General features: G+C 42.3%; 12 protein-coding genes and 1 pseudogene. 2 read left to right on the top strand and 11 right to left on the bottom strand.

The annotated features are described in order from the left end of the window. The first annotated feature begins 54 nt into the window (after positions 1-54). Positions 55-1,008, top strand: coding sequence for an alpha/beta hydrolase (locus DXC57_RS05450; protein ID WP_118651483.1), 954 nt, complete (start codon positions 55-57; stop codon positions 1,006-1,008). A gap of 130 nt (positions 1,009-1,138) precedes the next feature. Here DXC57_RS05450 and DXC57_RS05445 read toward each other — a convergent pair whose 3' ends face one another. The 3 genes from DXC57_RS05445 to hcp form a co-directional block, all read right to left on the bottom strand. Further along, the gene (locus DXC57_RS05445) at positions 1,139-1,975 is read right to left on the bottom strand and encodes a Tim44-like domain-containing protein (protein ID WP_118651481.1); all 837 of its coding nucleotides are present in this window, start codon (positions 1,973-1,975) and stop codon (positions 1,139-1,141) included. A gap of 26 nt (positions 1,976-2,001) precedes the next feature. Beyond that, a complete protein-coding gene (locus DXC57_RS05440) occupies positions 2,002-2,487 on the bottom strand; it encodes a YbaK/EbsC family protein (protein ID WP_118651479.1) in 486 nt (161 codons plus the stop codon). 308 nt (positions 2,488-2,795) lie between these two features. Continuing rightward, positions 2,796-4,436, bottom strand: coding sequence for a hydroxylamine reductase (gene hcp / locus DXC57_RS05435; RefSeq protein ID WP_118651477.1), 1,641 nt, complete (start codon positions 4,434-4,436; stop codon positions 2,796-2,798). A gap of 656 nt (positions 4,437-5,092) precedes the next feature. Between hcp and DXC57_RS05430 the strand changes: the two genes are divergently transcribed. Next, complete coding sequence (locus tag DXC57_RS05430) at positions 5,093-5,455, top strand: hypothetical protein (protein WP_118651475.1); 363 nt, start codon at positions 5,093-5,095, stop codon at positions 5,453-5,455. Positions 5,456-5,526: 71 nt separating this feature from the next. On the opposite strand, the gene DXC57_RS05425 is transcribed toward DXC57_RS05430, so the two are convergent. The 8 genes and pseudogenes from DXC57_RS05425 to DXC57_RS05395 all read right to left on the bottom strand — a co-directional run. Beyond that, on the bottom strand, positions 5,527-6,471 hold the full coding sequence (locus DXC57_RS05425) for a nucleotidyl transferase AbiEii/AbiGii toxin family protein (RefSeq protein ID WP_182457218.1): 945 nt from the start codon (positions 6,469-6,471) through the stop codon (positions 5,527-5,529). Beyond that, on the bottom strand, positions 6,452-7,153 hold the full coding sequence (locus DXC57_RS05420; RefSeq protein ID WP_118651471.1) for a DUF6088 family protein: 702 nt from the start codon (positions 7,151-7,153) through the stop codon (positions 6,452-6,454). Before DXC57_RS05420 ends, DXC57_RS05425 begins: the two co-directional genes overlap by 20 nt. Before the next feature lie 121 nt (positions 7,154-7,274). Continuing rightward, positions 7,275-7,442, bottom strand: a complete 168-nt coding sequence (locus DXC57_RS15435) for a hypothetical protein (protein WP_182457216.1) — start codon at positions 7,440-7,442, stop codon at positions 7,275-7,277. Between the two features lie 594 nt (positions 7,443-8,036). Then, the gene (locus DXC57_RS05415) at positions 8,037-9,125 is read right to left on the bottom strand and encodes an FUSC family protein (protein ID WP_118651469.1); all 1,089 of its coding nucleotides are present in this window, start codon (positions 9,123-9,125) and stop codon (positions 8,037-8,039) included. 31 nt (positions 9,126-9,156) lie between these two features. Then, positions 9,157-10,200, bottom strand: coding sequence for a HAMP domain-containing sensor histidine kinase (locus tag DXC57_RS05410; RefSeq protein WP_118651467.1), 1,044 nt, complete (start codon positions 10,198-10,200; stop codon positions 9,157-9,159). Further along, the gene (locus DXC57_RS05405; RefSeq protein WP_107000933.1) at positions 10,200-10,871 is read right to left on the bottom strand and encodes a response regulator transcription factor; all 672 of its coding nucleotides are present in this window, start codon (positions 10,869-10,871) and stop codon (positions 10,200-10,202) included. The genes DXC57_RS05410 and DXC57_RS05405 overlap by 1 nt, the downstream gene beginning before the upstream one ends. An 18-nt stretch (positions 10,872-10,889) precedes the next feature. Further along, entirely contained in the window at positions 10,890-12,323 is a 1,434-nt protein-coding gene (locus DXC57_RS05400) for a phospholipase D family protein (protein WP_118651465.1), read from the bottom strand. A gap of 116 nt (positions 12,324-12,439) precedes the next feature. Next, positions 12,440-12,712, bottom strand: a pseudogene (locus DXC57_RS05395) (antirestriction protein ArdA); the annotation flags it as partial. Positions 12,713-13,186: the final 474 nt, after the last annotated feature.

Genomic DNA, 13,186 nt, shown 5'->3' with positions numbered 1-13,186 from the left:
CTGGATGCAGCCTGATAAATTTCATTTTTTTACCAGAAAAGAGGCGCTCTTACGATGAAACATTCCGGCTATCTCACCACCTCCGGCGCAGAAATCTACTATGAACAGTACGGCAGCGGCACACCGCTCCTTATCCTGCATGGAAACAGCCAGTCCCTTGCCGTCTTTTACCCATTTCTGCGCACGTTTCTGCCCGATTTTCAGGTGATTCTGATGGACAGCCGGGGACATGGGCGTTCCCGGCTGTCTGTCCACACAGCGCTCCACGGGTTCTCTACAGAGGATATGGCAGACGACGTTATCGCCCTGCTTAACCACTTACATTTTTCCTCCGTCCACCTGCTGGGATTCAGCGATGGTGCCAATATCGGGCTGGAGATCGCATGCAAATACCCGGAGCGGCTGAAAAAGCTCATCTGTATCAGCGCCAACGCCTCACCGGACGGGCTGCTCACGCCGCTGCACCTTGCCGCCCAAATGCTGCACAGCATTTTAAATCTCCTGGGGAATCTCCTGCTGCCTGTTTTAAAATGCAGCTTCTCTTCTGCCTCTGCATCCTCCGGGTCCTCTGTGGTCTCTGCACTGTCCACCCCGAAAGTTTCCCTGCCATTTCAGAAGAATTTCTCTGTTTCCGCCACATCCGCAGTTTGTGCCGACAAAGAAAGGCAATGCCATTTCGGGTCAATTTTCCCCCGGATTCCGGCAGAACAAAAAAAGAAGCCTGACTTTCTTACCCGGCTGACGCACCGCGTCCTCCGCCGCCGAAATCTGACTTCTCTTTTACTTCACTCGCCCCGTTTAAGTGCCCGGAAATTGCAAACCATCTCCGTTCCTGTGCTGCTGATCGCCGGAACCCGGGATCTCATTAAGCCCTCACACTCCCGCTGGTTAGCAAGGCAGATTCCAACCAGTCGGCTTCTTTTAATGACCGGGGGACGGCATACTTCCATATTCCGTACACCGGCACCTTATCTGCGCGCAATTCTGGCATTTCTGCGCCGCAGTTAAAGTCTCCTCACTCTTCCTGCTGCTCCGCTTTCCTTGCTCCATTCACTTTTAGGTTCTATACTTTTCCTCTTCAAACATCTCTACCGGACAGCATCCGCAGCTGCCGTGTTTCGAGCACTCAAAGCACCTCTCAGCACAACTTCCGCCCATTATCCACTTCTTCCTTCTGGCAGATCTCATCCAGCACCCAGTTTCCATCTTCCAGAACAAACCTCCAATATTCAAAGAAATCTTCCATTTTCCGGGATCCCTTCAAAAGTTCTCCGGTTTCTTCGTGATACACATAGTCGATCATCTTTCCATGGATCAAATACCAGATATAGTCGCGGTCGTCGCCGTCCTCATTCTCCGCTTCCACCAAAATCGCATCCAGAAGCTGGATCCCTTCCATGACAAACACCTCATGGCGCATCCTGCTCCACTCAAATTTCGTCTGAAACTCCTGCTGCATCTTCTGGCTCAGGTAAGGATGCCCTTTTTCCAGATCTCGATCCCGCCAGCATTCCTGAATCCGGTAATATGATTCCCGCACCCGCTCCTGTATCTCACTCCGATCCCAATGATCTTCTCCAATGGAAAATTCTTTCAATTTTTCACGGGCTGCCGCCTGTTTCTTTTTTGCCCGGTGCAGGTATGTAATAGTTCCGGCACTTCCCAGAATCACAAAGGTTCCCGTAAGCAAAAGCGCCTGAAACGCACCCGCCCGTCCGCCTTGTCCCCGGCTGCTGCTTGTATGATGATGGGAAGAACCACCTCCGCCACCTCCGCCGCCTCCGCCGCCGGAAGCACCTCCCGCTCTGGCAAAGGCGGTAAAAGATCCAAGAACCATCATGGCTGCTGTCAGGCAAAGCAGGCGGACGAACGTTTTCCGGCACAGGCGACCTTTCTTTCCCAATCTGGAACCCACCCTGATTCCGCCGTTTTCATTTTCTCCCCTGCTTCTCCCCGTTGCTTTCACATCTCTCATATGAATTCTCCTAAAATCTCCCACACCTACTCGTGCTGCTGATCCTCCGGCTCCCTGCAGACATCCACCCAGCCTTTCGCTCCGGACACTTCTTCCAACTCTGGGATCGTGAGACGTACCGCACTGTGGTCGTCTCCCGCTGCCGGATAAACCGTCTCAAAACGCTTCAGGCTCTCATCCAGATACACTTCAATTCCACCCTTGATACCAAACGGGCAGACCCCACCCGGCGCATGACCGGTAACCTCCTCCACCTGCTCAAACGGGATCATCTTTGCTTTCACGTGAAACGTATCTTTATATTTCCGGTTATCCACTTTCGCAGTACCTTCTGTCAAAATCAATACCGGCTGTTCTCCCTGTAAAAAGGACATCGTTTTCGCAATCATCCCCGGCTCCACGCCTAATGCCTCCGCTGCCAGCGCAACCGTCGCTGTGGACTCTTTTAACTCAATAACATGATCCAAAAATCCGGCTTCCTTTAAGTAACTTTCTGCTTTTTCCAGTGACATGGCTGTTTTCCTCCCGCATCCTCTATCGATTGATCTGCCGTATCAATTTCTTTTATATTTCAAAACTCATTCATCTTTCCCATCATATCACACTTTCATTTTCCATATCAATATTTCTATAGACGAAAAAAGACGGTTCCCTGCATTTGCCAGAGAACCGCCCCCTATTTCATTAATTCCTATTTTCAAGATCGTTCCGACCGCTTTTTGTAAAACCAACACAGATTTTTTGCAAATCTATCTCCAGATTTCAGATCCAAATTCCGACTTTGTTCGATTCCCTCTTATCCAGTTCCGTCCTGTATTTATCACTTCTCCCCGAAAAATAATTCCACATCGCTCTCCACGCTGTCAATTCCCGCGATTCCAAACTTTTCCACCAATACATTTACCACGTTCGGACTTAAAAATGCCGGAAGCGTCGGTCCAAGATGGATATTCTTGATACCGAGTGAGAGAAGCGCCAGAAGAACAATGACCGCCTTCTGCTCATACCAGGCAATGTTGTAAATAATCGGCAGGTCGTTGATGTCATCCAGCCCAAAAATCTCCTGCAGCTTCATCGCAATGACCGCCAGGGAATATGAATCATTGCACTGCCCCGCATCCAGGACACGCGGAATTCCTTCAATATCGCCCAGATTCAGCTTATTGTAGCGGTATTTCGCACAGCCAGCCGTCAGAATTACCGTGTCCTCCGGCAGCGCCTTTGCAAAATCGGTGTAGTAAATGCGGCTCTTAGCACGCCCATCACACCCCGCCATGACGACAAACTTTCGGATTTTTCCCGATTTGACCGCATCCACTACCTTATCTGCCAGTGCCAGCACCTGTGCATGGGCGAAGCCTCCGACAATCTGCCCCTGCTCAATCCCGGTCGGCGGCTCACAGCGCTTCGCATGCTGGATGATCACTGAAAAATCCTTCTTTCCTCCGATTCCACCGTTGATATACGTGCAGCCCGGATATCCCGCCGCACCGGTTGTGTAGAGACGATCCTTGTAGCTATCCTTCGGCGGCACGATGCAGTTCGTCGTCATCAGGATCGGTCCATTGAACATCTCAAATTCCTCTTTCTGACGCCACCATGCATTGCCGTAATTACCCTTAAAATTCGGATATTTCTTAAATGCCGGATAATACTGCGCCGGAAGCATCTCTGAGTGCGTATATACATCGACGCCGGTTCCCTGCGTCTGCTCCAGAAGCATTTCCATATCGCGCAGATCATGTCCCGAAACAAGAATGCCCGGATTACTTCCGACACCGATATCAACCGTAGTAATCTCCGGATTTCCATAAGTCTCGGTGTTTGCCCGATCCAAAAGCGCCATTCCCCGGACACCATATTTGCCAGTTTCCAGCGTCAGGTGAATCAAATCATCCACACTCAGACCGTCATCCAGCGTCGCCGCAAGCGCCCGCTGTAAAAATGCATCCGCCTCCCGGTCCTCCTGCAGCAGGACGTTCGCATGCCGGGTATAGGCAGACAAACCTTTCAAGCCATACGTAATCAAGCTGCGAAGGGAAATAATATCCTCGTTCTGCCCGATCAGAACGCCCGCTTCCGACGCTTTTTTTATAAATTCAGACGGCTCACCTGTCCAGCCAGCCGCCTCCGGCAGATTGTCCCGACGTTCCAGCTGCTCCCACAGTGCCGTCTTCATTTCCAGCGTCTTTTCAATTCTTTTTTCAATCGCCGCCTTATCAAAATTGGCATTCGTGATCGTCGTAAACAGATTTTCGGTAACCAGATGGTTGACCTCATCTGCCACCGCACGTCCCTCCTCGCGAAGCCGTGTCGTCACCGCGCTGATACCCTTCGTCACCCACACAAGCAAATCCTGCATTGCCGCCACATCCGGCTGCTTACCGCAGACACCGACCACCGTACAGCCCTTGCATCCGGCCGTTTCCTGACATTGATAACAAAACATTTTCTGGTCCATTGTTCACTCCTCCTATCGCATCTATCATGTCTTATATAATCTGCATTTCTCGTGATTTATATTCTTGATAGAGATAGATAACGAAGCTGCCTTCCATGGTGGTTTTTAACTGTATAAAGGTGGTTTTTTTGCTGTCAAAAAGCCATTATTGGCAAGTGTTTTTGCAGCCGTAAGTATTAAAACCTGCTAAAATCACGTAACGACCCACATTAATATTCACGTTGGAACAAAGCTGTCCATCTATTTGTAACTCTTTACTTTTCATATGTAACTTTTTTATTCCCGATCTCCTTGCACGGTAAACTGACATTTTGCAAGATGGTAATTTTTTAGTGTATAAAGGTGGTTTTTAACTGTACAAAGGTGGTTTTTCTGGATTCCTTTATCTTTTATCTAAGAAACTGTACAAAGGTGGTTTTTAAGAAGTTATCCACATTTTAAAAAAGTGTACAAAGGTGGTCTTTAAGCTGTATAAAGGTGGTTTTTGGCTGTCAAAAAGCCATTACTGGCAAGCGTTTCGGAAACCGTAAGTATTAAGTAATATAATAGAGGATGAAACTTATTATTTTGATGATGCTTCATTTATAGTCAATGGCATACAGCTGACCGTGAATAATATAATACTTCACAGAGAATATAAGCCAGAAGGATATAGCTTGGAAGTAGAATATTCCTTACTGAATCAAAATGACACAGATGCTACATTTGAATTTTCATCTCAATCCGGAAATAATTTCGTTCTGAACGGTCAAAAGGCAAAGATGACAAAACAAGCATCTCATTCCCAAAACCATTGTACTGAGTATCACCTGAATTCTAAAGAAGAAACAGAAGCATTTATCGGTGATTTTTATGCACTTTCAAGTTCTGCCGGGAAAATGATCGACGGTGAAAATTTTGAAGCAGTTGATATATCAAATCTTTATTCCGGTCAGCAGCTAACAATCAATTTTCAGATCAATGGTATATGCAACGATCAAACCGAAACTATGACAATCTCATTTGACATTGATCTATGATAATCTCAAAAAGCTGAGGTGGAAATTTAAAAATTTCAGTATCTGGCTTTTTATTGTAGATTTTTAATAACCTATTCACCTATGGAAGCAAACAGATGATTGATAAATTCAAATGTCTGAATTGCTTTTTCAAAGCACTGCGGATTGGATGTGTAGAGCAGATCTTCATGAAGAGTTTCATATCTTCCACGAATTTCATCGTTGAAATACTGTTTCCAGTTTTCAAAGGCATATGCCCCCAACGGATCATAATCTTCAGAAATATTACGTTTCTGAAGATAGAAGCTGTCCGTTTCTTTTGTGAGCTTTAGAAGCTGCTTCAGCCGTTCGGTATCATTCAAGAAATCCTGAATGTCACTGCGATCCAAAAGTACCGTAACATCATATATGTGACGCACTTTTCTTGGAAGAGTTCCGCAAATTGCATGCCTCTTGACTGACATTACCTTATCCAGGAACGTTCGTGTGATATCAAGTGTATTTACCTTGACTTCCTGCAGATCAAATTCGGTCACAACATCCTGCATGCCTTTCTCTTCGAGATATTCCTGAATATAAGTTTTCATGCTTCTCTTTGAAAAAGGATCCGGTCTTACACTGGAACCAATCTCCAGTTTTACCCGGCAGGTTTCCTTGCTTTCATTTTCAGGCCAAACAAATGCACTTTTGTTTCGGTCATTACGCTCAGCTTCAATTTTCTCCATCAAAAAACCGGCTGAGATAGTATCTTCAACTCGTTTCAAGGTCTTGCTGTATTTCTTATTAGTCATATCTTCTACAGGTATGAATGTCAGATCAATATCTTCAGAAAAACGATTGATAGATCCCGGATAACATTTGCTGAGAGAAGTTCCTCCCTTAAACACACAGACTTCGGTGTATTCACTGTTTTGAAGGTTTTGCATCATTTGAACAATATAGTAATCCCTGCGAACCGCATCAGCAGGAACTCCTATATAATCTGCTACAATGGCAACCAGTTCTTCAAATTCTTCTTTATGCTCGTGCAGGTTCATAGAATTCCTCCATTTCTGGAATTGCATACGATGAGAGGGCTGATAAAAACTGGTGCAATGTGTTTTCAACACCAAGATAATTCAGAAAGCGTTCCAGAAATGCAATCGTAGATTTCTTATACTTCCGATTTTTCAGGACAAACACCGCCGCAGTATCAGAGTATTCCGTCGCAAATTCTCTCATATATGCTGCTAATGCAGATTTTCTGATATCTTCAATGGACTTATAGTTCTGAAGAATCTCCATAGTTTCAATTACCGGAATCGTCTCCTGCGTCAAATCAATCCCACTGTTTGTCACACAAACATTTTGGATATTTTTCTTTTGTTCTGTAACAGCAGAAGAAAGAACCTCAACCCGTTTGCTTATTTGTGTTGTTAAGCCCTTTTGATTGTAAAGTCTGTAGCCAATTACAATTCCCCGGCCATTGTTCGTATAGTGACCAATAATCTCTTTTTCACTGATTGGAATTGTTCCAAAGCGAGATTTCTTTGGTCTGTAATACAGACCCTTGGTAAGATGTACAAGGGAACCTTGTTTGCTCATTCTTTCCAATGTTTTATAGTAGGTCATTTCAGGAACAGTGCCGAACGATTTTTGATATAAAATGCTTGCTTCCAAAAGCTTGTTCTCAGGCTCCTGTTCGATCACAGTTTCAATATATTTTGCATAGCTATTCATACGACACCTCCTCAATCTCATTATATGTCAACTTCCCGATATGTCAAGTAGAATTCAATTTTACTTGAATGTTAGCAACTGTAATAATATCTTACCCAGTTGATAGCTAATTTATACAGCATCATGATCCCGCCACTAATGCAGAATCGAATCTCTGACCTGTCTTTAATTCAAGCTCTTCGCCAGACTCGTCAGCAAAGCCGCCATCTCCGGATTTCTCAGAACCTTCATCAAAAGTTCCGCATCCCCCCTTCCGGAACAGCCACCGTGTTTGCTGTCTGATCAACATCTGCACCCTTCTCCGTTCGGTGCCAGGATTGAATTATTGCATTGGTACCCGTTAAGAAATTTCGGTGCTCGATATCTGCGTTTAAGTATTCTTCAGGTGCTCATGAGCACCTGAAAAAAGAAAAAGCAGCAATGAGCTTTTACGATCATTGCTGCAAAAAATGCACGTTCCCAGGGGGAATCGAACCCTCAACTAGTGCTTAGGAGTTCATCCTGGTACAGAAAACAGCTTGCATTCTATGTCAATCAAAGTCATTCAAAGCCTTGATTTTACTGCTTTTTCTGTCAATTTCAGAAAAGATAAGAAAACCTGTTTTCATCTGAGGAATTACAGTTTGGGTGGAAAAATTTAAAAATCCACCTTGGCTTTTTCCTTGCCTCTATTTCAGAGACTTATTTTTTGTTTCGGTTTATCGCTCATCCAAGCAAATTATAAAAATGGCCGCACACATCTCCAATACCATACTCAATTACATTCCATTGTCTGTGGGTGAATTATCTCTTATCGTAATATACTTCTGACCGGTTCAATGTAGTTCTGTTTTACAGTTATCATCTTTATGCAAATACATCATCCAAAGCTGCCATCTCCGGATTAACCTTTTTTCTTTCTAACCCACGTTATTTTGCAGCCACGGTTACCACTGTTTCCTTTTTTCGACATAAGCCAATAAAACATAGAACAAAATATTAATGCAAATACAACGCCAAAAACATTCTGAATCACTCTAAGACCAACTGCTCCTTTTAGTCCATAACTCTCTGTAGCAATGGTCAAAGCACCAAATGTGTTAAATACTGCCTGCCAGCCATATTTTGCAGAAAGTCCTACACCAATTCCGCCAAGGATTCCTATGTATGTATAGATGGATGACGGAAGCAGAAAATATAGTACTGTAAAGCATATTACACCTGCAATATTTCCGACAATCCTTTTGCGGACTCTGTATTGCATGTCCTCCATAAATGGTAAGATTGCTGACATTGCCGCAATTCCAGCCCACATTGCCCGTGGCATATTGCAGAGTTCCGCAATGCAGAGTACTGCCGGTACGCATATGATCTGACATAACTGCCACTTTGTTCTGGAAGAAGATATATCAAATTCCTGTACCAAATCATTCAAATTTCTTTTATACGTTCTGTTTTTATGATTTCGATAAAATACGAAACAGGTAAGTGCTGCACCTAATGCCATTCCGGTTAATCGCATCTGATAACTTTTTCCTGTTACATCATATCCATACAATAACAGATAACCAAGAACTAATGTGGATTGGTTAAACATGAATGGGTTATGACATCCGAACAGAATCAGCACTGCCAGTGCAGCAATGTTTAACAGCATTCCAAGTACCGGTGAAAGCTGGTTTGCTAAATGCGGACATACAGTCATAATTACAAAGAACAAAGCCAAAAGCATCGTAGATTGTCCGATGTGGATCCCCAGATCCGCATTCCGAAATACCATAAGGCATAATAAAACTACTACACCCACAATACTATTCTCATTTCCAAATAAGATACTGAAAATAGTAACAAATAAAAAACAAAATGCCATTGTAACAGCTATCTTCACCAGATATACCCACATATGATATAATTTTTCTTTCACTGTTTCACTCTTTTTCAACAGATTTTTAGAACCTGCCTGATTTAACTGCAATTCCTGATAAAATGTCATGTAATTCCTCCTCTATCTGTTTTTCTTAAACTTATATGGCCTCATCTTTCTGTATTGGAAGCTCTACAACAAATCTGCATCCACCATATTCCCGGGTTTCTGCCTTGATTGTCCCGCCAGCACTATCTACGATCCGTTTCACAAGTGCAAGGCCGAGACCATTTCCTTCTGCTTTGTGAGAACCGTCTGCCTGATAAAATTTATCAAATATTCTGGTTTTCACATCATCCTCTATTCCCGGTCCTTCATCTTCCAGAATAAACATTACAGAATCCTTTTCCTGCTTCAGAAACATCATAATTGTCCCCTTTGCAGGACTGAACTTAATCGCATTATCTAAAAGATTCATCCATATATGCATAAAAAGTCCTTCATTCCCAGTATATTTAACTTCCTCCAGCTCTACCTGGAAACCAATTTCTTTTTCTGTCCATTTTGTCTCCAGGGAAAGAAATGCCTGACGGATCTGTTCATCCAAACGATATTCTGTTTTTTTCATTGGTATGTTCTGATTCTCTAACTTGGATAACAGCAAAATATTTCCAACCAATTCGGAAAGCCTTTGGGTATTAAACAGGATTTTTTCTACATATTCCTCTTGCTCCTGAGACAATTCTTCTCCCTGAAGAAGCATTGTATACCCTTCAATGGCATTGATCGGGGTCTTAAACTCATGAGAAACATTGGAGACAAAATCCATCTGCAGTACTTCTGTTGCACGAAGCTCTTTTGTCATCACATTAAAACTCTGGTAAGATTCTCCAACTTCTGCGATACGGCTGTTCGTTTCCAAGTGCTGTTCAAAATCTCCCTGCGAAACTTCCTTCATTGCTTTACTAAGTCTGGTAATTGGTTCCAGTAACTTGGCATTGATAAAGGAAGTGATCAGCCCTGCAATCAATGTATTGAAAATCAAAAGCCAGCCAAGCACAGGTATGCTACCAGGCAGATTAAAAAAATGATTCAAAAAAGCAAATAATAACGCAGATATGACTGTTGAAAATACAAGTGCCAGCCAGATTGCACCAGTCAGACAAGATCGGATCCGCAATCCTTTTTCTTTCTTTTGTTCCATTATTTTTTCACCACCTTGTATCCAATTCCACGCATTGTTACGATTTCAAAATCAGGGTTATCTTTCAAACGCTCCCTGATTCTTCCTATATGTACCTCTATCGTATGTGGGTCTGCCTCCGTCTCGTATCCCCATACTTCATCCATCAACTGTTGTTTTGTAAATGTTCTGCCTGGCGAAGCTGCAAGCTTATATAAAAGCAGGAATTCTTTTTTAGGCAAAACAAGACTTTCCTTATCAGTTGTAACCGTCATTGCATCATAATCAAACTCTGTTGAACCGATCACAATTTTGTGTTCATTCAGTATCTGTGCACGGCGAAGCAGTGCCCCGACTCTTAAAACCATTTCATTCACATTTACCGGTTTTACCATATAATCGTCACTTCCCGAAAGAAATCCCTGGCGCATATCATCAAAGGAACCTTTCGCAGTGATCATAAGTACCGGTATCTGATATCCTGCTGAACGGAGTTTCGACACCAGTTCATAACCATCCATAACCGGCATCATAATATCGGAAATGATCAGATCAATATACTCTTTATCCAATATTTCTAATGCCAGTGCTCCATCCGATGCACTTTTGACCTGATATCCATTCTTCTCAAGCACTTTTTGGAATAGCTGGCTTAATTCTTTATCATCTTCTACAATTAATATTTGAAACACGATCTTCTTCCTCCTTTATCAGAACAGATATCTTGCCCATCCAAGCAGATGCTGTACCAAAAGTACGTTTCTCTGACGCTTCTTTGTCAATTCAATTGGCTCTACATGATACGGATCACGATAGGTTCCATCTTCCAATACTTGTCGGGACACTCTTTCATATTCCATCATGCCCTCTTCCAACTGTTTATTAATCTCTTTGCTACGTATTACAAGCATCAGTTCCGTATCCAGATACGTGCTTCTCATATCCATGTTAAAGGAACCGATTACGGATAGATCATCATCGATCAGGATACTTTTTCCGTGGTAAGAATAGCCGCCTTCATACTCCCAGATATCAATTCCTGTATTTAAAATTCTGTTTCTGTTTCTCGCATAATCAGCAGAACCAAACGGATTTCCATTGTTGGCAACCGAATTGGTCATGATAGAAAAATCCGGAACTCTCTCCGCAATCTCTTTCCATGTATTATACATCATATCATTGCAGATAATATATGGTGTATGAATTTTCACGCGCTCTTTTGCATTTTTCATTAGTTCTCCCAGTTGATACCAGACTACTGGTTCCTTGGGACCTGTGTGGATAGGATTTGACACTAATGCAATCTTTTCTGTCTCAAAAATTTCGTCCGTGTAATCGGTATCGCAGATTCTTTCCTTATTCTCTTCAAAATATTTCTGATAGCCGTTCTGCAGCTCTAAAACTGCGTTCTTTACAGATTTTCTATTTGCCAGTTTTTTATTGTCATGAAAATAACCACTGTCTTCTTGTTCCCATATCGTTTCAAAATACTCTAACAACTGGTTAACTGAATTTTCTTTCTCAGGTTCATCGCAAACCACTAACACATCTCTGTCATAGTTCTTATTTCCCAGAAAATCACCCAGGAAATAATTGTATGTATTTCTTCCACCAAGAATATATGTCTTACCATCTGCAATCAAATATTTATCATGCATTCTACCCATCATCTTCCATGGTTTCAACGGATTGGCCTTATTATACAGTTTAATTTCAACATTCTCATGGGAAGATAATCCATAGAAATACGGATTGCCTTCCATATCAACCCAGCTCTCCATTCCATCTACTAACAGACGAACATGCACACCTCTGTCTGCCGCATCATGCAGTGCTCCTAAAATCAATTTTCCACTTTCATCGGATTGAAATGCAAAAGTAGAAAGAATAATGTCTTCTTTTGCATTTCGGATCAAACGCACTCTTTGTAAAAGTGCTTCTGGATTTTTTTCTATGATCACTGCTCGTTCCATATTCTCGCTGCGTTCGTTCCACGAATCATTTTGTGTTTCTTTTTTGATGGTATTAGACACTTCCGGCTGCTTTTTATATGCAACGCAGATTCCGAGCAATTCATAAAAAGCCACACATAAAAAAATTGCCAGTATAACAAGAAGGATTTTACATATCTTATGCTTTTTCATTGTACAGCACCTGATTCCTTTTTATTTCATACTTATACAATACAAAGTCAATCTCAATTTAACCTCAACAAAATTTATTTTTCATAAAAAAATATGACCGGCTTCTTTTTAAAGAAAGCCAGATAATTGAGTTCATCCAGACTTTCGTATTCTCCCAGCATTTCATACAGCCCATCGACATAACAGTCATAATCACTTATGAACCATTCTTCATAAGGATTACCAAAGTCATCTTTTGAACCGATTCCAATTCGTTCAAATACTTTTTTCAGATCTTCTGATGTGGTAGGAAACTTTACCCATTCGCCTACCAACTCCCCTTCGTTATATTTTCCGAGATTCGTGATGTAAGCTTCAAATGGGCAATCGTGGCCATATTCATATGCCATGCTATTTCCTCCTGTTTCATTTTTCAGGTCATCACCCGGTTTTCGGCATCAAAAAAAGCGCCATACTCATCACCATTCCGGCAATGAGCAGACGCTTTATATTTTGTCCGTATTCTTTTGCAAAAGAGAAACAAATGAAATGTAAGTTTGTAGCTCATGTCTCATTTGTCTATGATAATATTAGCACAGGTCAATTCTGAAAAAAAGAGGTAGAATGGTAGCAAAAGGATAGCAATTGGTAACAACATGGGAGTAATACGGAAACATGCTGCACATTCCCCTATCCTCTATCCGCAGACTCTACACATATAACCATAATCTGTTCATCTTGATCTTCTATCTCATCATTATGATGTTCTATAAATTCATCAAGTTTGTGTATAAATTTCAGATGTTGAACTTTCTGTGTAAATAACTTCTTATAATTAATAGATTCCATATACTGCTCTTCATCAGTAAAGTGTTTTACTGTAT

It is taken from the genome of Clostridium sp. TF06-15AC, from assembly GCF_003481165.1.
Lineage (GTDB): Bacteria > Bacillota > Clostridia > Lachnospirales > Lachnospiraceae > Otoolea > Otoolea fessa.
The sequence above is the reverse complement of the archived record's forward strand: the minus strand, read 5'-3'. Positions and strand labels throughout refer to the sequence as shown.